The organism is Streptomyces sp. NPDC048338, assembly GCF_043201055.1.
Classification (GTDB): domain Bacteria; phylum Actinomycetota; class Actinomycetes; order Streptomycetales; family Streptomycetaceae; genus Streptomyces.
This window is the reverse complement of record NZ_JBICYQ010000021.1, coordinates 1,030-24,332: the sequence shown is the minus strand read 5'-3', so window position 1 is coordinate 24,332 and position 23,303 is coordinate 1,030. Positions and strand designations below refer to the sequence as shown.

The 23,303-nt window shown below is 73.2% G+C and carries 19 protein-coding genes and 1 pseudogene; 5 read left to right on the top strand and 15 right to left on the bottom strand.

The features are described from left to right. Positions 1 to 76: 76 nt before the first annotated feature. Positions 77 to 703: an NUDIX domain-containing protein gene (locus ACGFZF_RS35765; RefSeq protein ID WP_393561224.1), complete on the bottom strand. Its 627-nt coding sequence runs from the start codon at positions 701 to 703 to the stop codon at positions 77 to 79. Positions 704 to 799: 96 nt separating this feature from the next. Beyond that, entirely contained in the window at positions 800 to 2,449 is a 1,650-nt protein-coding gene (locus ACGFZF_RS35760; protein WP_393561222.1) for a CTP synthase, read from the bottom strand. 416 nt (positions 2,450 to 2,865) lie between these two features. Between ACGFZF_RS35760 and ACGFZF_RS35755 the strand changes: the two genes are divergently transcribed. After that, positions 2,866 to 4,668 (top strand): glycoside hydrolase family 15 protein, encoded by a 1,803-nt coding sequence (locus ACGFZF_RS35755; RefSeq protein ID WP_393561220.1) that lies wholly within the window; start codon positions 2,866 to 2,868, stop codon positions 4,666 to 4,668. A 69-nt stretch (positions 4,669 to 4,737) separates the two neighbouring features. Next, on the top strand, positions 4,738 to 6,126 hold the full coding sequence (locus ACGFZF_RS35750) for an FAD-binding protein (RefSeq protein WP_393561218.1): 1,389 nt from the start codon (positions 4,738 to 4,740) through the stop codon (positions 6,124 to 6,126). A gap of 3 nt (positions 6,127 to 6,129) precedes the next feature. Here ACGFZF_RS35750 and ACGFZF_RS35745 read toward each other — a convergent pair whose 3' ends face one another. Together ACGFZF_RS35745 and ACGFZF_RS35740 are read right to left on the bottom strand one after the other, a co-directional pair. Then, entirely contained in the window at positions 6,130 to 7,776 is a 1,647-nt protein-coding gene (locus ACGFZF_RS35745; protein ID WP_393561216.1) for a flavin monoamine oxidase family protein, read from the bottom strand. Positions 7,777 to 7,799: 23 nt separating this feature from the next. Continuing rightward, complete coding sequence (locus tag ACGFZF_RS35740; protein WP_393561214.1) at positions 7,800 to 9,314, bottom strand: APC family permease; 1,515 nt, start codon at positions 9,312 to 9,314, stop codon at positions 7,800 to 7,802. Positions 9,315 to 9,475: 161 nt separating this feature from the next. Here ACGFZF_RS35740 and ACGFZF_RS35735 point away from each other — a divergent pair, with 161 nt between their 5' ends. Then, the gene (locus tag ACGFZF_RS35735; protein WP_393561212.1) at positions 9,476 to 11,122 is read left to right on the top strand and encodes a PucR family transcriptional regulator; all 1,647 of its coding nucleotides are present in this window, start codon (positions 9,476 to 9,478) and stop codon (positions 11,120 to 11,122) included. Between the two features lie 85 nt (positions 11,123 to 11,207). Here ACGFZF_RS35735 and ACGFZF_RS35730 read toward each other — a convergent pair whose 3' ends face one another. The 6 genes from ACGFZF_RS35730 to ACGFZF_RS35705 all read right to left on the bottom strand — a co-directional run bounded on the left by ACGFZF_RS35730 (position 11,208) and on the right by ACGFZF_RS35705 (position 17,361). Beyond that, positions 11,208 to 12,290: a glycosyltransferase family 4 protein gene (locus tag ACGFZF_RS35730; RefSeq protein WP_393561210.1), complete on the bottom strand. Its 1,083-nt coding sequence runs from the start codon at positions 12,288 to 12,290 to the stop codon at positions 11,208 to 11,210. 90 nt (positions 12,291 to 12,380) lie between these two features. Continuing rightward, the gene (locus ACGFZF_RS35725) at positions 12,381 to 13,127 is read right to left on the bottom strand and encodes a hypothetical protein (RefSeq protein WP_393561208.1); all 747 of its coding nucleotides are present in this window, start codon (positions 13,125 to 13,127) and stop codon (positions 12,381 to 12,383) included. 114 nt (positions 13,128 to 13,241) lie between these two features. Continuing rightward, positions 13,242 to 14,969, bottom strand: a complete 1,728-nt coding sequence (recN, locus tag ACGFZF_RS35720; protein ID WP_393561315.1) for a DNA repair protein RecN — start codon at positions 14,967 to 14,969, stop codon at positions 13,242 to 13,244. A 364-nt stretch (positions 14,970 to 15,333) separates the two neighbouring features. Further along, a complete protein-coding gene (locus ACGFZF_RS35715) occupies positions 15,334 to 16,251 on the bottom strand; it encodes an NAD kinase (RefSeq protein WP_393561206.1) in 918 nt (305 codons plus the stop codon). Continuing rightward, the gene (locus ACGFZF_RS35710) at positions 16,248 to 17,063 is read right to left on the bottom strand and encodes a TlyA family RNA methyltransferase (protein WP_393561204.1); all 816 of its coding nucleotides are present in this window, start codon (positions 17,061 to 17,063) and stop codon (positions 16,248 to 16,250) included. The genes ACGFZF_RS35715 and ACGFZF_RS35710 overlap by 4 nt, the downstream gene beginning before the upstream one ends. A gap of 7 nt (positions 17,064 to 17,070) precedes the next feature. Continuing rightward, positions 17,071 to 17,361, bottom strand: coding sequence for a hypothetical protein (locus ACGFZF_RS35705; protein WP_356780251.1), 291 nt, complete (start codon positions 17,359 to 17,361; stop codon positions 17,071 to 17,073). A gap of 243 nt (positions 17,362 to 17,604) precedes the next feature. Between ACGFZF_RS35705 and ACGFZF_RS35700 the strand changes: the two genes are divergently transcribed. After that, positions 17,605 to 17,952, top strand: a complete 348-nt coding sequence (locus ACGFZF_RS35700; RefSeq protein WP_393561202.1) for an SCP2 sterol-binding domain-containing protein — start codon at positions 17,605 to 17,607, stop codon at positions 17,950 to 17,952. Positions 17,953 to 18,099: 147 nt separating this feature from the next. Here ACGFZF_RS35700 and ACGFZF_RS35695 read toward each other — a convergent pair whose 3' ends face one another. From ACGFZF_RS35695 to ACGFZF_RS35685, 3 genes are all read right to left on the bottom strand, one after another. After that, positions 18,100 to 18,954, bottom strand: coding sequence for an ABC transporter ATP-binding protein (locus ACGFZF_RS35695; protein ID WP_393561200.1), 855 nt, complete (start codon positions 18,952 to 18,954; stop codon positions 18,100 to 18,102). After that, complete coding sequence (locus ACGFZF_RS35690) at positions 18,951 to 19,097, bottom strand: hypothetical protein (protein ID WP_393561198.1); 147 nt, start codon at positions 19,095 to 19,097, stop codon at positions 18,951 to 18,953. The genes ACGFZF_RS35695 and ACGFZF_RS35690 overlap by 4 nt, the downstream gene beginning before the upstream one ends. Positions 19,098 to 19,201: 104 nt before the next feature. Next, on the bottom strand, positions 19,202 to 20,245 hold the full coding sequence (locus ACGFZF_RS35685; RefSeq protein ID WP_393561196.1) for an HAD-IIA family hydrolase: 1,044 nt from the start codon (positions 20,243 to 20,245) through the stop codon (positions 19,202 to 19,204). Between the two features lie 84 nt (positions 20,246 to 20,329). On the opposite strand from ACGFZF_RS35685, the gene ACGFZF_RS35680 reads away from it, so the two are divergent. Then, positions 20,330 to 21,616 (top strand): DUF1015 domain-containing protein, encoded by a 1,287-nt coding sequence (locus ACGFZF_RS35680; protein ID WP_393561194.1) that lies wholly within the window; start codon positions 20,330 to 20,332, stop codon positions 21,614 to 21,616. Between the two features lie 98 nt (positions 21,617 to 21,714). Here ACGFZF_RS35680 and ACGFZF_RS35675 read toward each other — a convergent pair whose 3' ends face one another. After that, positions 21,715 to 22,662, bottom strand: coding sequence for a hypothetical protein (locus ACGFZF_RS35675; RefSeq protein WP_393561313.1), 948 nt, complete (start codon positions 22,660 to 22,662; stop codon positions 21,715 to 21,717). A 21-nt stretch (positions 22,663 to 22,683) separates the two neighbouring features. Then, positions 22,684 to 23,303, bottom strand: a pseudogene (locus ACGFZF_RS35670) (RNA helicase); the annotation flags it as partial.

Here is a 23,303-nt window from a genome sequence, read left to right as displayed (position 1 = left end):
ACGACCCGGCGGAGCACGGCGGACGGTTCCCTCGATCGGATCAACAGATCGTCATACTGCAACCCTCACGGGTGTCCTACGCCACGAACGGGCGCGCCGGCCAGGGCGAGTCGGCCGGGCGCAGCGCGTCGACGCCGTCTCCGGTCCGCGCGGCCATCAGCGAAAGCACACCCACCACCAGGCAGTTGTTGTGCACGTCCCCGGCGAGCACGCGGCGCACCAGTTCGGTGAGCGGGACGCGCGCCAGCTCCATGTCGGCCTCCTCCTCGGAGACCTCGAAGCGCTCGCCCTCCGCTTCGGAGAGATCGCGCGCCAGGAAGATCCGTACCGCCTCGTCGCAGCCGCCGGGCGTCGTGTAGACGTCCGTGAGGACTTTCCAGTCCGCGGCCTTGACGTGCGCCTCCTCGTACAGCTCGCGCTCCGCGGCGTGCAGCGGGTTCTCGCCCGGCACGTCGAGGAGCCCGGCCGGGATCTCCCAGAGCTTCTGCCGCACCGGGTGCCGGTACTGCTTGAGCAGCAGCACCCGGTCCTCGTCGTCCAGGGCGACGATCGCCACCGAGCCCGGGTGGACCTGGTAGTCGCGGCGCGCGACCGTGCCGTCCGGCATGACGACGTCGTCCGTGCGCACGCTCGTCTTGTTCCCCTGGAAGGGGGTCGTCGTCGCGACGACCTGCCACTCCTCGGGGGTGTCCCTCAGCTCCATCTGCGTCCTCCCACGACACGGCACACGTCCGCACACACGAAAACCGGGGTACCGGTCCCGGCGGGACCCGTACCCCGGCAACGTTAACTCCTGTGACTACTTGCCCGTCTTGCGCTCGACGGCGGCCTTGACCAGGCCGGCGAACAGCGGGTGCGGACGCGTCGGACGCGAGCGCAGCTCCGGGTGGGCCTGGGTGGCGACCAGGTAGGGGTGCACGTCGCGCGGGTACTCGACGTACTCGACGAGCTTGTTGTCCGGGGACGTGCCCGAGAAGACGAGGCCCGCCCTCTTCTCCAGCTCCGCGCGGTAGGCGTTGTTCACCTCGTAGCGGTGACGGTGGCGCTCCTCGACGTACGGCTGGTCGTCGTAGACCTCGCGGACGATCGAGCCCTCGGCGAGCTTCGCCGGGTACAGGCCCAGGCGCATCGTTCCGCCCAGGTCGCCGGCGCCCTCGACGTACGCGAGCTGCTCCTCCATGGTCGAGATGACCGGGTGGGCGGTCGCGGCGTCGAACTCGGTGGAGTTGGCGTCCGGGATGTCGGCCAGATTCCGGGCGGCCTCGATCACGATGCACTGGAGGCCCAGGCAGATGCCGAGCAGCGGCACCTTGTTCTCACGGGCGTACTGGATCGCGCCGATCTTGCCGTTGACACCGCGGTCGCCGAAGCCGCCGGGGATCAGGATCGCGTCGACGTCGCCGAGCTGCTTCTTCGCGCCCGCGGCGGTCTTGCACTCGTCGGAGGTGACCCACTTCACCTTGACCCGCGCCTTGTTGGCGAAGCCGCCGGCGCGCATGGCCTCGGTGATCGACAGGTACGCGTCGGGCAGGTCGATGTACTTGCCGACGAGCGCGACGGTGACCTCGTGCTCCGGGTTGTGGACGCGGTCCAGCAGGTCGTCCCAGGTGGACCAGTCCACGTCACGGAACGGCAGGTCGAGCTTGCGCACGACGTAGGCGTCCAGGCCCTCGGTGTGCAGCACCTTCGGGATGTCGTAGATCGACTTGGCGTCGATCGCGGCGACGACGGCGGCCTCGTCCACGTCGCACATCAGCGAGATCTTGCGCTTGATGGCGGTGGGGACCTCGCGGTCGGCGCGCAGCACGATCGCGTCGGGCTGGATGCCGATGTTGCGCAGGGCCGCGACCGAGTGCTGGGTCGGCTTGGTCTTCAGCTCACCGGAGGGGCCGATGTACGGCAGCAGCGAGATGTGGACCACGAAGACGTTGTCGCGGCCGACCTCGTGGCGGACCTGCCGGACGGTCTCCAGGAACGGCAGCGACTCGATGTCGCCGACCGTGCCGCCGACCTCGGTGATGACCACGTCGACGTCCTCGGTCGCCATGCGGCGGATCCGGGACTTGATCTCGTTGGTGATGTGCGGGATGACCTGCACGGTGTCGCCGAGGTACTCGCCGCGCCGCTCCTTGGCGATCACCTGCGAGTAGACCTGGCCGGTGGTGACGTTGGCCGAGCCGTCGAGGTCGACGTCGAGGAAGCGCTCGTAGTGACCGATGTCCAGGTCCGTCTCGGCGCCGTCGTTCGTGACGAAGACCTCACCGTGCTGGAAGGGGTTCATCGTGCCGGGGTCGACGTTCAGGTACGGGTCGAGCTTCTGCATCGTGACCCGCAGGCCCCGCGCCTTGAGGAGCGCACCCAGGCTGGAGGCGGTCAGGCCCTTGCCGAGGGAGGAGGCGACACCCCCGGTGACGAAGATGTGCTTGGTCGTCGTGGTTTTGGGCGGCATCGCCAAGAGGGGGCTCCCGTGGTCGCGTTCTGGAGGTGCGTTCCGGCGTGCCCTCCGGGAGAATCGGGGGGTGCCGTCGCTGCGGTTTCGGGGGTCTCGGCTCTCGCCGTTTCCCACCGGTCCACGGGGTACCAGGGTATCAGCGACATCGGGAGACCGCTTCCGGCCACACGGGGCAGTCGGGTGCACACGGACGGCGACACGCCCTCCGGCGCACGCGCCACGCCGCGGGAATCGCGGCGTCAAGCCCTCCTCGCCCGAAAGGAGTACCCGCGTTACACAGGCGACACTGCAGCCCCAGGGGGTGCGTCGTATCCTGCTCGGACACTCGCTGCCGATCGTCAACGATCAGTTGACCGCTGACTTGTAGTAAGCGCCCCGCGGGGCGGACGTGGCCGTTCGACTGGAGATTGCACGTGGCCGGGCGCATCGAGGATTACGCACTCATCGGAGACATGCAGACCGCAGCGCTGGTCTGCCGGGACGGCAGTGTCGACTGGCTCTGCCTGCCACGCTTCGACTCGCATGCCGTCTTCGCAGGACTCCTCGGTACCGAGGAACACGGGTTCTGGCGGGTCGGTCCGGCGGGCCCCGACGGCTCCACCCCGCCGCCGGCCGACCGGCGGCGCTACCGCGGCGACTCGCTCGTACTGGAGTCCGAATGGGACACCCCGCAGGGCACGGTCCGGGTCACCGACTTCATGCCGCCGCGCGACGGCGCGCCGCAGCTCATCCGGATCGTGGAAGGCGTGTCGGGCCGGGTCCACATGCGCTCCGCGCTGCGGATGCGCTTCAGCTACGGCCGGGTCGTGCCCTGGGTCCACAAGGTCGGGGACCGCACCGTCGCCGTCGCGGGACCGGACTCGGTGTGGCTGGACACCGACGCCGAGACGCACGGCGAGGACCTGACGACGTACTCGGACTTCACCGTCTCGCCGGGCGACCGGATCACCTTCACGATCAGCTGGCAGCCCTCGCACCGGGAGCCGCCCGCCCTGCCGGACCCGGAGGGCTCGCTGGAGGCGACCGAGGACTTCTGGCGGGAGTGGGTCGACCACTGCACGTACCACGGCCCCTACCGCGAGGCCGTCGTCCGCTCGCTGATCACGCTGAAGGCCCTGACGTACGCGCCCACCGGCGGCATCGTCGCCGCGCCGACCACCTCCCTGCCGGAGGAGATCGGCGGCGTACGGAACTGGGACTACCGCTACACCTGGCTCCGCGACGCGGCGATCACCCTCTCCTCGATGCTGCGCACCGGCTACCGCGAGGAAGCCCGTGCCTGGCGGGACTGGCTGCTGCGCGCGGTCGCCGGCGACCCGGAGAACCTGCAGATCATGTACGGCATCGCGGGCGAGCGCGAGCTCGGCGAGGCGGAGCTGGACTGGCTGCCCGGGTACGAGAACTCCGGCCCGGTCCGGGTCGGCAACGGCGCGGCCAACCAGCTCCAGCTAGATGTGTACGGCGAGGTCACCGAGGCCCTGCACCTGGCCCACATGACGGGCCTGTCGCGCAACGACTACGCCTCGCTGCTCCAGCTCAAGCTGATCAAGTACCTGGAGACGCACTGGGACCAGCCCGACGAGGGCATCTGGGAGGTGCGCGGCCCGCGCCGCCACTTCGTGCACTCCAAGGTGATGGCCTGGGTGGCGGTGGACCGCACCATCAAGCTGATCGAGTCCGGCGACGCGGACGGCCCGCTGGAGCGCTGGCGCGAGCTGCGCGACGACATCCACCGCGACGTCTGCGAGAAGGGCTACGACAAGGAGCGGAACACCTTCACGCAGTCCTACGGCTCGAAGGAACTGGACGCCTCGCTGCTGCTGATCCCGCAGATGGGCTTCCTGCCGCCGGACGACAAGCGGGTCATCGGCACCATCGAGGCGATCCAGCGGGAGCTGTCCACCGAGGACGGCTTCGTCCTGCGCTACCCGACGGCCGGCGAGGAGGCCGGGGTCGACGGGCTGGAGGGCGACGAGGGCGCCTTCCTCGCGTGCTCCTTCTGGCTCGCCGACGACCTGGCCATGATCGGTCGGGTGGACGAGGCGCGCCGGCTGTTCGAGCGGCTCCTGTCGCTCCGCAACGACCTGGGCCTGCTCGCGGAGGAGTGGGACCCGCGGCTCCAGCGGCAGGTGGGCAACTTCCCGCAGGCCTTCAGCCACGTGCCGCTGATCGACACGGCGCTGCGGCTGACGGCGAGCGGGGCGTACGGAGGCTGAGGGGCGGGGGACCGGCCGCCGACCTACGATGAAGGTGTCCTGTCCCCCCCACCGAAAGGGGGGCATCCCATGGCTCCCCACACCACCGTCCCCGACAGCGCCCTTGCCGGACTCCGCGAGGATCTGGCCGGAGACGTGTTCGTACCGGGCGATCCCGGATACGACGAGGCCCGGATCGTCTTCAACGGGATGATCGACCGCCGGCCCGCCGTGATCGCCCAGTGCGAGACCCAGGACGACGTCTCCAACGCGGTGCTCTTCGGCCGCGAGGCCGGGCTCCCCATCGCCGTGCGCGGCGGCGGGCACAGCGTCGCCGGCCTGGCGCTCAACGACGGCGGTCTCGTGGTCGACCTGCGCCGGATGCACACGGTCGTCGCCGATCCGGAGAACATGACCGTACGGCTCGGCGGCGGCTCCACGATGAGCCACCTGGACCGGGCGTGCCAGCCGTTCCACGTCGCGGTGACCGGGGGGCGGGCGTCCACGACCGGCGTCGGCGGGTTCACGCTGGGCGGCGGATCGGGCTGGCTGGAGCGGAAGTTCGGGCTCGCCTGCGACAGCCTGCTGGGCGCGGAGCTGATCACGGCCGAGGGCAAGCACGTGCACGCCGACGCGGAGCGAAACCCCGAGTTGTTCTGGGCCCTGCACGGCGGTGGCGGCAACTTCGGGGTGGTGACCTCGCTGACCCTGCGGGTGCACCCGCTGCCGGAGTTCAGCGTCGTCCTGCTGTTCTTCGACCGCGACGCCGGGCCCCAGGTGGTCCGCGCCTACCGTGACCTGCTCGCCGACGCGCCGGACGAGGCCGGCGGCGGCGTCATCTACCTCACCGCGCCACCCGAGCCCTTCATGCCGGAGGAGCTCGTGGGCGGTCTGGTCACCGGAGCGCTGGTGACCTGGGCGGGGCCGGTGTCCGAGGCCCGTGCCTTCGCCGCGCCGCTGTTCGCGCAGGGGCCGCTGGCGGAGGTCGTCATGGACGTGCCGTACGCCGACTTCCAGTGCATGCTCGACGACCCGCCGGGGATGCGGAACTACTGGTCCGCCGAGTACCTGGCCGGCCTGCCCGACGAGGCCGTGGCGGCCTTCTGCGCCCGTGCCGACGACATGATCGTGCCCTCGGGAACCCAGCACGTGCTGTTCCCGATGGGCGGGCAGGTCGCCCGGGGCCCGGCGGACCACCCGGTGCCGTGGCGCGACGCGCCCTGGGCCGTTCACCCCTTCGGGGTCTGGGAGGACCCGGCGGACGACGAGCGCGCGGTCCGCTGGGTCCGCGACGTGCGGGCCGACGCGAAGCCGTGGTCGACCGGGGCGGTGTACCTGAACTTCATCGGATCCGAGGGAGAGCAGCGGGTCGTCTCCGGTTTCGGCGCGGAGAACTACCGGCGGCTCGCGGCGGTGAAGGCCGAGTACGACCCGGAGAACGTGTTCCGCTTCAACCACAACATCGCGCCGGCCGGCTGAGCTTCACCGCAGCGCGTCGATCACCTCCCGGGCCGCCCGCTCCCCCTCCGTGGCGCCGCCTTCCATGAAGCCCTGGAAGTCGTAGCTGCAGTGTTCGCCGCCGATGTGGATCCGGCCCTGGGCGGTTCCCTCGTACCCCGCGTACCGGTGCAGGTAGCCGACCGGCCAGCAGGAGTACGCGCCGAGCGCGTACGGATCGCGGTGCCAGGCGGAGAGCTGCGCGCGGCCCGTGTACGCCTTCGACGTGCCGGGGAAGAAGGCGTCGACGCCCTGGAGGCGGCGGGTCACGAGGCTGCGCACGTACGGGTCGGCCTCCGTGGAGAACGGCCCGGCGGGGGTGAGCGACCGGGCGAGGGCGCCGCCGCCGTACTGGAGCAGGATGCCGCCGGTGCCGCCCTGGATCTTGGTGGTGTCCCAGGTCTGCTGGACCTCGGTGTCGGTGAAGCAGTCGCCCGCCGAGACGCCGGGCCAGGGGCCGGTGCCACGCCAGGGGCGGGTGGCGAACTGCATGCCGAGTTTGGTGCAGTAGCCCATCCGCGCGTCCCGCAGGAGGTTCTTCATGAGCGGGTCGAACCCGGCCCGGGTGAGGTCGAGCCGCTGGAGGATCGGCAGGGGCAGGCACAGGATCGTGTGGTCGGCCGTGACGGTCCGGGTGGCGCCGGCTTCGGTGAAGGTCAGCGTCTGGGTGCCGTCCGTCTCGGCCCGTACGGCGGTCAGGGACCAGCCCTGGCGCAGGGTGCCGGGGGCGAGCGCCCCGGCGACGGCGTTCGGGAGCCGGTCGTTGCCGCCGACGACGTGGTACCGCTCGTCGGACAGGCCCCACACGTTGAAGTGGCCGGGATTGGTCTGATAGCCCATCAGCAGGACCAGGGCGAGCGAGGACTGCTCGGTGGTGTCGGCGCCGTACTCGACGTTGTAGGCCACGTCGATGAATCGACCCAGTGGCGAGTCGTGGCCGCCGGGGACCCGGGACTCGATCCACGCGTGTATCGACATGTCGTCGAGGGCGGTGCCGGCGGGCGTCGTCCGGTTCCACCGGACCTCCCCCGCTTCGGACAGGTCGCGTCGCAGGGCCTGGTGGACGGCTTTGAAGTCCTCGTCGGCGCGGGCGCGGGGGTAGTACGCGCCGTCGAACCAGAGGACCTCCTCGGCTCCGTTGGGGCCACCGCCGAGGAAGTCCTCCACGGGCAGGTCGAAGCGGCGGCAGAGCTCCAGGATCTTCTTGTGGCTGGTGTCGATCAGTTCGCCCCCGATCTCCGAGGTCTGCCCGTACGCCCAGTGGGCGCGCTGGGTCCACATCCGGCCGCCGACGCGTGCGGGGTTGGCCTCGTAGAGCACCGGGCTCAGACCGGCGTCCTGGAGGGTGAGGGCGGCGGTGAGGCCGGAGATCCCGGCGCCGACGACCGCGATCCTGGCCGTGCCCCCGGCTCCGGGCGCGGGGGTGGCGGCCCGGGCGGGCGCGGGCCGGGCCGCTGCCGCGGCCGTGCCGGCGGCGATGCCGGCCGCGGCGGCGTACTTCAGCAGGGAGCGGCGGCCGAGCGGGTCGGACCGCATGTCGCGGAGTTCGGCGACGGGGAGACCGAGCCGTCGGGCGTCGGCGTGTTCGGCGGCGAGGCGGTTCAGGAGGTGCATCGGATTCGTGCGTGCCATGGGGCGCTCCTGGGGATGTGGGGTCAGCTCTGGGGTACGGGCGCGGGGGCGGGGCTGTCGTCGTCGGTGCGCTCGGCCGCGTCCTCCAGGACGATCCGGCCGATGATCTCGTAGCGCTCGGGACGCCGGTGCTTGAGGTGGAGACCGAGGGCGAGGCCCCCGAAGAAGACCGCCCCGACGATCCACGGGATCGCCTCGAAGAAGAGCGAGTCGGCGGCCAGACCCGCCGCGGTCTCCATGTTCATGATCAGCAGGACGACGACGGCGATCATCCCGATGCCGCCGAGCAGCGGGGCCGTGAAGGTCCTGAACCAGTGCCGGTCCTCCGGGTGGTTCCTGCGGAAGTACCCGATGACCGCGAAGGAGCACAGCGTCTGGACGATGAGGATGGCCATCGTGCCGAGGATCGCGAGCAGTGTGTAGAGGTGGATGTAGGGGTCCTGGCCGGTGAGCCAGAAGGCGCCGACCAGGACGACGGCGATGGCGCTCTGGACGTAGGAGGCGATGTACGGGGAGCCGTGCCGTGCGTGGGTGCGGCCGAGGGCCGGGTGCAGGAAGCCCTCGCGGCCGATGGCGTAGAGGTAGCGCGAGGCGCACTGGTGGAAGGCCATGCCGCAGGCGAACGAGCCGGTGAGCAGCAGCCACTGGAAGGCGTCGACGGCCCAGGCGCCGATGAAGGACTGGGTGGGGGCGAAGAAGAGGTCGAGGGGCGAGCTGGAGGAGGAGAGTTCCACCGAGCCGGTGAGGCCGTTTCCGGCGATCGTCATCCAGGACACGTAGATGTAGAAGAGGCCGACGCCGACGACGGAGACGAGGGTGGCGCGCGGGATGACCCGCTTGGGGTCGCGGGACTCCTCGCCGTACATCGCGGTCGACTCGAAGCCCACCCACGACCAGAAGGCGAAGAAGAGGCCGAGGCCGGCGGAGGCGCCGGTGAACGCGTTCCTCGGGTCGACGGGCTCGAAGGGGATGCCGTCCGGCCCGCCGCCGGCGATCAGGACGGCGGTGGCGACGGCGAAGAGGACCGCGATCTCGGCGACGAGCATCACGCCGAGCGCCTTGGCCGTGAGGTTGATGTCGAAGTACGCCAGGACGCCGGTGACCGCGAGCATCGCCGCCGCGTACACGATCCACGGCAGGTCCACGCCGAGCTGGTCGGCGACCGTGGTCCGGGTGAAGTAGGCGAACACGCCGACGATCGAGGCCTCGAAGACCACGTACGCGAGGACCGCGAGCATGCCGGAGGCCATGCCCGCGATCCGGCCGAGGCCGTGCGAGATGTAGCCGTAGAAGGCGCCGGCGGCGGTGATCCGCTTCGCCATGGCGACGTAGCCGACCGAGAAGACGGTCAGGACGACCGTCGCGAAGAGATAACCGGCGGGCGCGCCGGTGCCGTTGCCGAAGCCGACGGCGATGGGGAGGTTGCCGGTCATCGCCGTGATCGGGGCGGCGGTCGCGACGGCCATGAACACGACGCCGACGAGGCCGACCGAGTTCGCCTTGAGCCGCTGCACCGCTGGGGTGGGGTTCTCTGCCATGGCGGGAGAGCATCCTCCCGGGTGATGTACGCCACAATCGACATGCGGTCGCGCAAATGCCGTTCAGAGGCGACGAGTTGTCGCCCCGATGGCCCAACCGTCCGGCCCTGTGACCGGCGGGTGATGTTGCCGCGACACCGGCGGAGGTAGCGTCCGGGCCCATGGACAATCAGGGCGGGATCACCGTGCAGCGGGCGCTGGAGCTGCCCGGACTCCGCAGCGGGCTCCCCGAGGTCGTCGTGGGTGCCGACCGGCTGCACCGGCGGGTGCGCTGGGTGCACGCGGGCGAGGTGCCGAACATCGCGTCGCTGCTCAAGGGCGGTGAACTGCTGCTGACCACCGGACTGGGTCTGGGCACCCGCCCGGCGGAGCAGCGCGCCTTCGTCCGCCGGCTCGCGGACCGGGGAATCGCCGCGCTGGTGGTGGAGCTGGGACCGCGCTTCTCGCGGCTTCCCGCGGCGATCGTGGAGGCGGCACGGTCGGCGAACCTGCCGCTCGTGCAGCTGCACCGCGAGGTGCCGTTCGTGACCGTCACCGAGGAGATCCACACCGAGATCGTCAACGGGCACTACGCGCTGCTGCGGCAGGCGGAGGAGGTGCACCGGCAGTGCACGGAGGCGCTGCTCGGCGGTGGCGGCGTGCCGCAGGTGCTGCGGATCCTGGCCGACTTCACGGCCAATCCGGTCTTCCTGGAGACCCCGGACGGCCAGCTGCTCTACGCGGCGGGCGCCGAGTCCGCCCCGGCGGACCCCCTGCAGGTGTGGGACGGGCTGCGCGGTCAGCGGGCGGCACGCGAGTCCGGGCCGCCGGCCGGCGCGGTGCTCGTCGACGTGCCGGGCGGCGGTCCGGGTACGGGTTCGGTCCGTGCCCGCCTGGTGCTGCTGGCGGTCTCCGCTCCCCTGTCCCCCGTCCACCGCATGGCGGCCGAGCGGGCGGCGGGCATCCTGGCGGTCGTGCTCATGCAGGCGCGGCAGGAGGAGGAGCTGGCGGCCCGGGGCCGGGGCGACTTCCTGACGGATCTCGCGGAGGGCCGGATCACCCCGGAGGACGCACCCGCCCAGGCCCGGGTCCTCGGCTTCAAGCCGGGGGACGGCCCGCTGCTCCCGGTGGTGATGCGGCTGGCGTCGGAGTTGTCCCCGTCGGGGAACTGGGCTCTCCTCGCCCGCGCGGTCCTGGAGGAGCTGTCCTCGGTCGGCGTGCCGGTCCTGCTGGGCGTGCGCCCGGTGGAGGGCCGGGTGCCGCTGCTGCTGGGCCTGCGGTCGGAGTCCGAGCGCACGGCGGTGGCCGACCGGGTGGCGGCGGCGCTCAGGGCCGGGGTCGAGCGGGCGGGCCTGGGAGCGCCCGCGGGAGGAGCCCTGGGGCGGGGCGGGGCGCAGCACCCGGTCGTGGTGGTCGGCGTCGCGGGCGGCTGGGCGGCCGCGTCCGCCTCGCTGCGGCACGCCGGGGAGACCGCGACGGCGGCGCAGGGGCTGACGGACCGGCCCTGGTACGACGCGCGGCGCCTGGACATCGACCTGCTGCTGTGGCGGCTGCGGGACCACCCGGACCTGGCGGCCTTCGTGGACCGCGCGATCGGTCCGCTGCGGGACCACGACCGCACGTCGCGCCCGCCGCTGCTGCCCACCCTGGAGACCTATCTGGCGCACGCGGGCCGGAAGGCGGAGACCGCCCGGGAGCTCCATCTCAACCGCCAGACGCTCTACAACCGCCTGGCCCGCATCTCCGAGCTGCTGGGCACGGACCTGGACGACCCGCAGACGGTCCTGGCCCTCTCCCTGGCCCTGCGGGCCCGGCGGCACACGACGTGACGGGACGGGCGCCGGGGCCGGCGCCCCGGTGGCCCCGGACGGGCTGCGTGACGTGGACGGGGTGGCGGGCACGGCCCGCCGGCGTCTACCGGCCCGTGAGCTCGTCGTACACGCTCAGGACGTGGGCGATCGTCTCGTCCTCCGTGGGCCACGTGCCCGCCTGGACCCGGCCCGCCGCCGCCAGGTCCATCCGGCGGTCCACGTCCTGCAGCAGGCGGCGCACCGCCTCCGCGAGCGCCCGCGCGTCGCCCCACGGGACCAGCTCCGCCGCGTCACCGACCAGTTCGGGCACACCGCCCACCGCCGTCGCGACCAGGGGCACTCCCAGCCGGAGCGCCTCCTGCGCCAGCAGGGACCGGGCCTCCCAGCGCGACGGAAGCACCGCGACGTCCGCCGCCGCCAGCAGCTCCGCCACGTCGTCGCGGCGGCCGATCAGCCGGACCGCGAGCCCTTCGACCTCGATCCGCCGCTGCAGCAGGGCCCGTTCACGTCCCTCGCCCGCGATGACCAGCAGCGGCTGCGGGTCGAGGTCCCGCCACTCCCGCGCCGCGTCCAGCAGCATCCCGTATCCCCGCTCGGGCACCAGGGCGCCGACCGCCATCAGCAACGGACGGTCCACCGAGCCCAGTTCCGCCCGCGCCTTGCCGTCGTGCAGGCAGACCGGCGCGCGGGAGGCGGGCACGGTCACCGGTGCGAGCCGGGCGTCGCGCGCCCCGCGCCGGCGCGCCCGGTCCACCAGCTCCGAAGAGGTGCCGAGCACGACGTCGGCGGTCCGCGCCGTCCTGCGTTCGAGCAGCCGCAGCAGTCCGCCGCGCGCGCCGTCCACGTGGTTGCGGGTGTGCCAGGTCGTCACGAGCGACGGCGTCCGCGCCCCGCCGGACAGCGCCAGCGTCGCCCGGACCGAGGCGTGCAGGCCGTGCGCGTGCACGACGTCCGCGCCGACGCACGCGTTGCGCAGCACGGCGACCGTCGCGGGGTCGTTGCGGCGCGGCACCGGCACGAAGTGCGCGCCGGCGCCGATGAAGTCGTAGGCGCGGTCGAGTTCGACCGGGGCGCACACGGTCACGCGTACGCCCCTCGCCACGAGCCCCGCGGCAAGTGATCGGACGTGCGCGCTGCTGCCCGCGCTGCCGCCGCCCAGCACTTGGACCGTACGGAGCTGTGTCACACGCCCAAGGATGCCAGCCCGCACGCACGTTCCGGCACCGAAGTCGCCTCGTTCCCGCCCATCGCGTCCCAACTCCCCCGCCGGTATCACTCACACGGGTGAGCGCACCAGCTCGCTGATCCGGTCCCCGCACGCCGCGGCGGCGACCAGTCCGGCCGCGTGGACGGCCAGTCCGAAGCGTCCGTTCCCGGCGGCGATCGCGCCGCCGACGGCCGCGCCCAGGGCGTGCGCGCCGGTGTCGCCCAGCATGGTGCGCTCGCCGAGGTCGTCGCCGAGCACGGCGAGCGCGGCGCCCATCGGGGCGGCGGCGAGCGTGCCCCGCAGCAGCCCCGGTGCCGCGATCCCGAGCACGGCGAGCGAGGCCCGCCCGGGCGCCACGTCCACGAGGTTGACGAGATGAGCCGCCCCCGCGATCACGACGCCCGCCAGGAGCCGGTCGACCGGCCGTTCCTTGAGCAGCGCCCCGGCGGCCAGCCCGGCGGCACCGATCCCGAACAGCTTCACGGCCCCGCTGGTCACCTCGCCGTCCCGCAGCGCCCCGAGGTGCGCCCGGAATCCGCGCCGCCCGTCACCGGCGCCCACCACGTCGTCGTAGGCCCCGCAGGCGCCGGAGGCCAGCACGGCGAAGGCGACCGGCCCGTTCCCCGCCCCGAGCGCCCCCGCCGCCACGCCGAGGGCGGTCGCGGGCCCGGCGTACAGGTCGACGGTCCGCCCCGCGTGATTGGTCCGCCGCAGCCGCTCGTCCGGACGCCGCCTGCGCAGTCCGGCGTACACGGCGCGGGTCACCCCGGCCGCCACACCGAACGACACGGCCGTCCCGGCCAGTCTCCCGATCATGCGGGCCAGCCTAAGGGCTGTCCCGTCATCCCCGGCGGGCGCACGAGAAGGCCCGGGACGGCCCTCGGCGGCTGTCTCCGCCCGCGCCCCGGTGACCGTCGGCCGTCGGGGCCGTCAGCCGTCGGCCCGTGCCGTCGCGAGCAGTTCCTCCGCGTGCGCCCGCGCCGTCTCGGAGTCCTCCTGGCCGGCGAGCATCCGGGACAGCTCCCGCACCCGGTCCTCGCCCTCCAGCACGGTCACGCCGGAGCGGGTCACGGACCCGTCGTTCGTCTTCTCGACCAGCAGCTGCCGGTCGGCGAAGGCCGCGACCTGCGGGAGGTGGGTGACGACGACGACCTGCGCCGACTTGGCGAGCTTGGCGAGACGGCGGCCGATCTCGACGGCCGCCTTGCCGCCGACACCGGCGTCGACCTCGTCGAAGAGGTACGTCGGCACCGGGTCGGTGCCCGCGAAGACGACCTCGACCGCGAGCATGACGCGCGACAGCTCGCCCCCGGAGGCGCCCTTGGCGATCGGCCGCGGCGGGGCACCCGGGTGCGGGGCGAGCAGCAGCTCGACCTCGTCGGCGCCGGAGGGCCCGTACAGCACGGACCGTCCGCCGACCTCGACGCCCGCGGCCTCGTCGGCGGTCTCCGTCTGACGGATGTCGAAGGACACCCGCGCGTGCGGCATGGCGAGCGAGGCGAGTTCGGCGGTGACGGCCTCGGCGAACCGCGCCGCCGCCTCCGTACGGGCGTCGGTGAGGGCCTGCGCGAGCGCCGAGAGGCCGGTGCGCAGCTCGTCGCGTTCGGCCGTCAGCTCGCCGATGCGCTCGTCGTCGCCGTCCAGCTCGGTGAGCCGGCCGGCGCTCTCCTCCGCCCAGGCCAGTACACCGGCGACGTCGGCGCCGTACTTGCGGGTGAGCTGGGTCAGCGCCGCACGGCGCTCCTCGACGGCGGCGAGCCGCCGCGGGTCGGCGTCCAGGTCGTCGGCGTATCCGGCGAGCTCCCCGGCCACGTCGGACAGCAGGATGGAGATCTCGCCCATGCGGTCCGCGAGCCCGGCGAGCGCCGGGTCGTGCGACCGTACGGCCTCCAGCGCGCGCCCCGCACCCGCGACCAGGGTCGTCGCGTCGACGCCCTCGGGGTCCTCCGGATTGCCGGCCAGCGCGCCGTGCGCGAGGGCGGCGGCGGAGGCGAGGGCCTCGGCGTGCCCGAGCCGCTCGGCCTCGGCGGCCAGTTCGACGTCCTCGCCGGAGCGCGGCGCGACGGCCTCGATCTCGGCGAGGCCGAAACGCAGCAGATCGGCCTCCTGGGCGCGTTCACGCGCGCGGGTGGTGATCTCGTCGAGTTCGGTGGCGACGGCGCGCAGCCGCCGGTACGCCTCTCCGTACGCGGCCAGCGGTACGGCGACGGCGTCGCCCGCGTACCGGTCGAGGGCGCCACGCTGCCGGGCCGGCTTGAGCAGTCCCTGCTGGTCGGTCTGGCCGTGCACGGCGACGAGTTCGTCGGCGAGCTCGGCGAGCAGGCCGACGGGCACGGAGCGCCCGCCGAGGTGGGCCCGTGAGCGCCCCTCGGCCGAGACGGTCCGGCTGACGAGCAGCACACCGTCGTCCAGCTCGGCGCCCGCCTCCGCGGCCCGTACGGCGGCGGCCGCGCCCGCGGGCACGCTGATCCGCCCCTCGACGACGGCGGACGCCGCGCCGATCCGCACCAGGGCAGGGTCGGCACGCCCGCCGAGCAGCAGCCCCAGGCTGGTCACGACCATGGTCTTGCCCGCACCGGTCTCGCCCGTCACCGCGGTGAAACCGGGTGACAGCTCGACGACCGCGTCGTCGATGACCCCGAGCGACCGTATCCGCATCTCCTCCAACACGGGGAAGACCTTACGAGGTCCGGGCCCCGCTGTGCGACGGACCCTGCCGGAACACGGCGAATCCGCAGGTCAAAGGCGCGGCTGTCACCCGTGGGAGTGGGGACGGGCGGCGGGCCGGGCAGGGAGCCGCCCCGGCCCGCGCGCCGACCGGGGCCGGGAACGCGCCCCGGACACCCCCGGAACGCCCCCTAGGGCCTGTCTTCAAAGTAGCGCCGGTCGGGCTCGCGGTGTCCGGTGCCGTGCATCGCAAGGCGGAGGAGCGTCCGCGTACTGGACGTACTCGGACGCTTCGACAACGCAGCGAGGCGCGGTACCGGGCGCCGCGAGCCAGGCGGGACTTTGAAGACAGGCCCTAGTGCGGTGCGCCCCGCCAGCCCGAGACCGGCAGGGCGAACTTCGCCACCAGCCGGTCCGTGAACGACGCGTGGTGCAGGCGCGCCAGCCGCACCGGAACGGCTCCCCGCCGGACCTCCACCCGGGCCCCGGCCGGGAGTTCCACGGTCCGCCGCCCGTCGCACCACAGCACGCCGTGCGGGGTGTGCGGCTCGACCTCGACGGCGAGCACCGACTCCGGCGTCGTCACCAGAGGCTTGGCGAAGAGCGCGTGCGCCCCGATCGGGACCATCAGGAGCGCCTCGACCTCGGGCCAGATCACCGGGCCGCCCGCCGAGAACGCGTACGCCGTCGAGCCGGTCGGCGTCGCGCAGATCACGCCGTCGCAGCCGAACCCGGTCACCGGCCGTCCGTCGATCGCGAACACGACCTCCAGCATCCGCTCCGGCGAGACCTTCTGCACGGCCGCCTCGTTGAGCGCCCAGTCACGGTGCAGGACGTCGCCGTTCTCGTACACGACGACGTCGAGGGTCATCCGCTCCTCGACCTCGTACGCCTTGGTGACGACGCGGTCCACGACCTTGTCGAGGTCGTCGCGTTCGGCCTCGGCGAGGAAGCCGACCCGGCCCAGGTTGACGCCGAGCATCGGTACGCCCGAGGCCCGGGAGAACTCGGCGCCGCGCAGCAGCGTGCCGTCCCCTCCGAGCACGACGAGCAGCTCGCAGCCCTCCAGCGCGTCGGAGCACGCCTCCGGGACCGACTCCACGGACGGCGGCAGCGGCAGGTCGGCCGCCTCCGCCTCCAGGACGCGGACGCCGATCCCGCTGCGCAGCAGTCCGAGGACGACGAGTTCGGCGCTGCGCACAGCGGCCGGCCGGCCTGTGTGTGCGAGCAGGAAGACGGTACGAGTGTCAGATGGTGCGATCGCTGAGCTCAACGAGGTCCTTCCGCCACGGCGCGGTCGACATCCGCCGGATCCAGAGCGGGCGCCCCTGCCCGCAGCCACAGAAAGTACTCGACGTTGCCCGAAGGGCCGGGCAGCGGGCTGGCCGTGACCCCCAGGACCCCGAGTCCCAGCCCTGCCGCCTGCCGCGCCACGTTCCGTACGGCGTCGGCCCGCAGCTCGGAGCTGCGCACGACACCGCCGGTGCCGAGCCGCTCCTTGCCCACCTCGAACTGGGGCTTCACCATCAGGACGAGGTCGGCGTCCGGGGCGGTGCAGCCGGCCAGCGCGGGCAGGACGAGGCCGAGCGGGATGAAGGAGAGGTCACCCACGACCAGGTCGACGGGCTTTCCGTCGATCAGGTCGAGCGTCAACTCGCGTACGTTAGTACGGTCCTTCACGATGACGCGTTCATCGCTCTGCAGCGACCAGGCGAGCTGGCCGTAGCCGACGTCCACGGCGACGACCTCGGCCGCGCCCGCACGCAGCAGGACGTCGGTGAACCCGCCGGTCGAGGCACCGGCGTCGAGGGCCCGCCGGCCCTCGATCGCCAGTCCCTGGGGCACGAAGGCGGCGAAGGCGCCGGCCAGCTTGTGACCCCCGCGCGAGACGTAGTCGGGGTCGTTGTCGTCCTTGGCGACGACGATGGCCGCCGCGGTCTCGACCTGGGTGGCGGGCTTGGTCGCGACGGTCTTGCCGACGGTCACCCGCCCGGCGGCGATCAGCTGGCCGGCGTGCTCGCGCGAGCGCGCGAGCTTGCGGCGTACCAGCTCGGCGTCGAGACGGCGGCGTGCCACTCCTGCCACGTTCGGTTCAGCTCCTGTGGTTGTACGGGTCGGGTGCGGGGCCGGGCCCCGGGCGGACGGCGTCGAGCGAGGTCAGCTCGTCGCGCAGCCCACGGTGTACATCCTCGTACACCTCCAGGTGTCCGTCCGCCGCGAGGTGGTCGGCATCCCCGAGCCGGTCGAGGAGGGGGTCGACCCGCGGGTGTCCGGTGGGCACGCGCACCACCCCGAGGGGCGCGGGGGCGGCGGGCTCGAAGGCCGCGTCCCCTCCGGGACCGGCCGGTTCCTCGCCGGGACCCGCCTCCGCGCCGGCGGGCACGGGACGATCCCGATCGGTACCGGTGTCGCCGGGGACCTGCCCGGCGTTCCCGGAGTCCTGCCCGGTGTCGCCGGGGACCTGCCCGGCGTTCCCGGAGTCCTGCCCGGTGTCGCCGGGGACCTGCCCGGTGCTCCCGGAGTCCTGCCCGGTGTCCTCCGGGCCGGTTCCGCTGCCCTCCGGGTCCGGCGTCGCGTCGCTCATGCCCCGACGCTATCGCGAAGCCCTGCGGTACGGTCGAGCGCGATGGCGACGATCACGGAGTGCCGCAGCGCGCTCGACAGACTTTCGGACAACCTGGCGCGGGCGGACGGCGAGGTGCGCGGCGCGGCCGCGTTCGACCGCACCCTGAGCTGCCACATCACGGACCTGGACACGACGTTCACCGGCCGTCTCGCGGACGGCCGGATCGAGGTCCAGGACACGGTGGCGGGCCCGCCGCGTTCCAAGGCGCAGATCCGGCTGGCCATGACGGGGGACGACCTCGTGGCGATGGTCGGCGGTGAGCTGAACTTCGCGAAGGCGTGGGCCTCGGGCCGGGTCAGGCTGGAGGCGGGCTTCCGCGATCTCCTGCGGCTGCGGTCGCTCCTGTAGCCGCCGTCCTTGCCGCGGAGCACCGGGAAAGCGCACGGCGCTCAGGACCGCAACCCGGCCCGCCCTCGCGTCCGCGAGGAGCCGACGGCGCCTGCTGTCACGAACCCGAGGGACCGGCCGCGGCTCGCCCGCCGGCCCCGGGGGCCGTCACTTCCGCAGCGCCGGTTCCGGCACCCGCTTGACGGCCGGCTCGGGCTGCCGGGCACGGGCCTTGCGGCCCGCCGGAACGACCAGCGGCGTGCCCGTCTCCGGGTCCTCGATGACCTGGCAGCGCAGCCCGAAGACCCGCTCGACGAGCTCGGCCGTCACGACCTCCGACGGCGGTCCCTCGGCCACCACCTCGCCGTCGCGGACGGCGATGAGGTGGGTGGCGTACCGGGCGGCCTGGTTCAGGTCGTGCAGCACGGCGACGAGGGTCCGGCCCTGGGTCTCGTGCAGTTCGGCGCACAGGTCGAGGATGTCGATCTGGTGCTGGATGTCGAGGAAGGTCGTCGGCTCGTCGAGCAGGAGCAGCGGGGTCTGCTGGGCGAGCGCCATCGCGATCCACACGCGCTGGCGCTGACCGCCGGAGAGCTCGTCGACGTACCGGTCGGCCAGCTCGGCGACGCCGGTCGCCGCCATCGCCTCCTCGACGACCCGCTGGTCCTCCGCGGACCACTGCCGGAGCAGGCCCTGGTGCGGGTAGCGCCCACGGCCGACCAGGTCGGCGACCGTGATGCCGTCGGGCGCGACGGACGACTGGGGAAGCAGGCCGAGGGTCTTCGCGACCTTCTTGGCCGGCAGGGAGTGGATGGACTGGCCGTCGAGCAGGACCCGTCCTTCGGACGGCTTGAGCATCCGGGACAGGGCGCGCAGCAGCGTCGACTTGCCGCAGGCGTTGGGGCCGACGATGACCGTGAAGGAGTGGTCGGGGATCGCCACGGACAGGTCGCGGGCGATGGTCCGCCGGTCGTACGCGAGGGTGACCGCGTCCGCGCTGAGCCGCTGAGGCTGACCGTTCATGCCCGTACTCCCGACGTTCTTCTCGGCTTCTTCCCGACGGCGTTCCCGGCGGCGTTCCCGGCGTGCGCGGTGTTCTTGGCGTGCTCGACGTGCTCGACGTGCTCGACGTTCCGGCCGGCCGCGTTCCCGATCGCGCCCACCACCAGCGCGGTTAGGTTAGCCTACCCTCCGATCTTCGGCCGGAGCGCGTGCGCCCCAGCCCTCCCGCATGTGCCGGAAGGGAAGGGGGCGCGCTTCGGCATCCCGCTCAGAGTTCCAGCCGCTCCAGCGCCTTCCCCGCGTCCAGGCCGCACGCTCCCGCGCCCGCGTCCGTCCAGGCCGCCGCGCACAGCGCCCGTACGCCGTCCAGCGCGTCACCGCCGCCCTCCAGGACGAGCGCTCCGCCGCTCACCGAGGCCGTCCAGCCCCCGCACACGAACCCGTCCCCGCCCGCGTCGACCTCGGGCTGCCCGGTCAGCAGCCCGCGCAGGTCGGCGTCGACGTACGTCGGCCGGTGCTCCGGCACCGCCGCCAGCAGCTGGGCCACGTCCGTCACCCCGGTCAGCACCAGCAGGGAGTCCACGCCGCCGTTGAACGCGCCCTCGATGTCGGTGTCCAGCCGGTCCCCCACCACGAGCGGGCGCTCCGCGCCGGTCCGCAGCACCGTCTCGCGGTGCATGGGGGGCAGGGGCTTGCCCGCCACCTTCGGCTCGGCCCCGGTGGCGATCCGCACGACCTCCACCGCCGCCCCGTTGCCCGGCCCGATCCCGCGCGCCCCGGGAATCGTCAGGTCCGTGTTCGAGGCGTACCACGGCACACCACGCGCCACGGCGTAGCTCGCCTCCGCGAACCGCCCCCACGGCAGCTCGGGACCGCCGTAGCCCTGCACCACCGCCGCCGGATCGTCGTCCGCCGACTCCACCGGCTCCAGGCCGCGCTCGCGCAGCGCCACCCGCAGCCCCTCCCCGCCGATCACCAGCACCCGCGAGCCCGCCGGCACCTCGTCGGCGATCAGCCGGGCCACCGCCTGCGCCGACGTGATGACGTCCGCGCCCACGGCGGGCACGCCCAGCTCGGTCAGGTGCGCCGCCACGGCGTCCGGCGTCCGCAGCGCGTTGTTGGTGACGTACGCCAGATGCATCCCGCCGGTCCGCGCCGCGCCCAGCGCCTCGACCGCGTACGGGATGGCCTCCCCGCCCGCGTACACCACCCCGTCCAGGTCCAGCAGAGCCGTGTCGTACGCCTCGCTCAGCGCCCGCGCGCTGCCGCCCGTCCGCTGCCTGCCCTGCCGACCCCGGCCGACGTCACCCATGACCTCGTACTCCTCACATCACCGCGCTGGTACCCCGCCGCCCCCGATCATCGCTCATTGCCACCCCGCACTTACGATTGCGTAATGAACACCTCAGGTCCCGCGGCCGATGACGTCCGCGCCGACGGTCTGCGTCTCGTCCCGTTCCGGGGGCTCCGCTACGTGCCCGAACGGGTCGGCAGCCTGGCCGCCGTGACCTCCCCGCCGTACGACGTCGTGGTGCGGCCCGACGGACTGCACCACCTGGAATCGGCCGATCCGCACAACATCGTCCGGCTGATCCTTCCGCAGGCCATCACCGCAGGCACCCGTCACCGCAAGGCCGCCGTCACCCTGGACCGCTGGCTCGCCGACGGCGTCCTGGCCCCGGACCCCGAACCCGCGCTCTACGTGTACGAGCAGAGCGGCGACGGCATCCTCCAGCGCGGAGTCATCGGCGCCCTGGAGCTGTCCACCCCGGACGAGGGCCTCGTGCTCCCGCACGAGGACGTCATGCCGCACGTCGTCGAGGACCGGGCCGCGCTGATGCGGACCACGGCCGCCAACCTGGAGCCGCTCCTCCTCACGTACCGCGGCAACGGCGACGCGGCCGCCGACGTCATCGAGCGGACCGTCCGCGGCGAGCCCCTGCTCGCCACGACCACCGAGGACGGCTTCAGCCACCGGCTCTGGTCCATCACCGACCCTGCCGAGCTGGCGGCGGTCTCCGCGGGCCTCGCCGGCCACCAGGCCCTGATCGCCGACGGCCACCACCGCTGGGCCACGTACCTGCGGCTGCGCGAGGAGCACGTCTCCCCCAGCCCGTGGAACTACGGCCTCGTCCTCCTCATCGACACGGCGCGGTACCCGCTGCGGGTCCGCGCCATCCACCGCCTCCTCAACCGCCTTCCGGTCGCCGACGCTCTGGCGGCCCTCGGCGACGACTTCCGGGTCCGGCGGGTCGAGGGGCCGCTGTCCACCGCCGTGGAGTCCCTGGCCGCCGCCGCGGCCGACGGCAACGCCTTCCTGCTCGCGGGCGACGGCGCCTTCCATCTCGTCGACCGGCCGGCACCCGAACTGCTCGCCCGGACGGTCCGTACCGACCGTCCCGAGGCCTGGCGGACCCTGGACGCCACGGTGCTGCACGCCACGCTCCTGGACCACGTCTGGCGCATCCCGGACGCTCCCGAGGACATCAGCTACATCCACGACACCGAGGCGGCCGTCGCCCAGGCCGAGCGGCGCGGGGGCACGGCGGTGCTCATGCACCCGGTCCGCGAGGAGGTCGTACGGGACCTGGCACGACAGGGCGTCACCATGCCCCGCAAGTCGACCTCCTTCGGCCCCAAGCCGGCGACGGGCCTGGTCCTCAGAAGCCTGGCACTGGACTAGGTCCCCCGGACGGGACCCCGGACACGGCCCCGGACACGGCCCCGGACACGACGAAGGGCGGCACCCCTGAGGGGGTGCCGCCCTTCTGTCACACGACGTCAGCTCCTGCGGTCCGCGTCGTCCTCACGGTCGCCGTCGGCGTCGCGCTCGTCGTCGCGCTCGTCGTCCTGGTCGTCCGCGTCGCGGTACTCGTCCCGGTCGTCGGCGTCGCGCTCGTCGGCGAGCACCTCGAGGACCTCCTCGTCGAGGCCCTCCTCGTCGCCGAGGTCGCCGACCTGCTCGGCCTCGTCGGCCTCGTCGGCCTCATCGAGGTCGTCGAATTCGTCGGTCCCGACAGCGTCCTCGGACGCGTCCAGCTCGTCGATGGCGTCGACGAACTCGACACCGTCCATCTCGGCGAGGCGGTCGGAGGCGTCCGTGGCACCGTCCTTGTCGGACTCCAGCGCCTTGGCGAACCACTCACGCGCCTCGTTCTCACGCCCGGCCGCCAGCAGCGCGTCGGCGTAGGCGTACCGCAGCCGCGCGGTCCACGGGTGCACGGCGCTGGAGGCGAGCTCGGAGCTCTGCAGGGTCACGATGGCGGCGTCGAGCTGCCCCAAGTCCCGGCGGGCACCCGCGGCCACCAGCCTCATCTCGACCTGTCCGGCCTTGTCCAGCTTCTGCACCTCGGGCTCGCCGGCCATCGCCAGCGCCCGCTCGGGACGGCCCATGCCGCGCTCGCAGTCGGCCATGACGGGCCACAGCTCGACACTGCCGGACATCCGCCGCGCGGCCCGGAACTCGGCCAGCGCCTCGGAGTACTTCTGCGTCGCGTAGGCGGCGAAGCCGGCGGCCTCGCGGACGGCGGCGACACGGGACGCGAGCCGCAGGGCGATGCGGGAGTACTCGTACGCCTGCTCGGGGTCCTCGTCGATCAGGTTGGCGACCATGACGAGGTTGCGGGCGACGTCCTCGGCAAGACCCTTGGGCAGGCTCAGCAGCTCCTGCCGCACGTCCTGGTCGATCTCCTCACCGGTGACCTCCGCGGGGATCGGCAGCCGCTTGATGGGCGCGCGCTCCGGACGGTCCCGGTCGCGGTCGTCCCGACGCCCGTAGCCACCCCGGTCGTCGCGCCCGCGGTAGCCGCCACCACGGCTGTCGTCCCGACGGTCGTCACGGCGGAAGCCACCACCGCGGCTGTCGTCACGACGGGGACCGCGGGGGCGGTCGTCACGGCGCTCGTCACGACGGAACGACGGACGGTCGTCCCGACGGTCGTCACGGGGACGGTCATCGCGACGGAACGACGGACGCTCGTCACGGCGGTCGTCACGGGGACGGTCATCGCGACGGAACGACGGACGATCGTCCCGACGCTCGTCACGGGGACGGTCATCGCGACGGAAGCCGCCACCGCGGTTGTCGTCACGCCGGTCGTCACGGGGACGGTCGTCACGGCGGAAGCCACCGCCACGGCTGTCGTCCCGACGGAAGCCGCCACCGCGGTTGTCGTCACGACGGTCATCACGGGGGAACGACGGACGGTCGTCACGGCGGAAACCGCCACCACGGTTGTCGTCACGACGGTCATCACGACGGAACGACGGACGCTCGTCACGCCGGTCGTCACGGGGACGGTCGTCACGGCGGAAGCCACCGCCACGGCTGTCGTCCCGACGGAAGCCGCCACCGCGGTTGTCGTCACGAC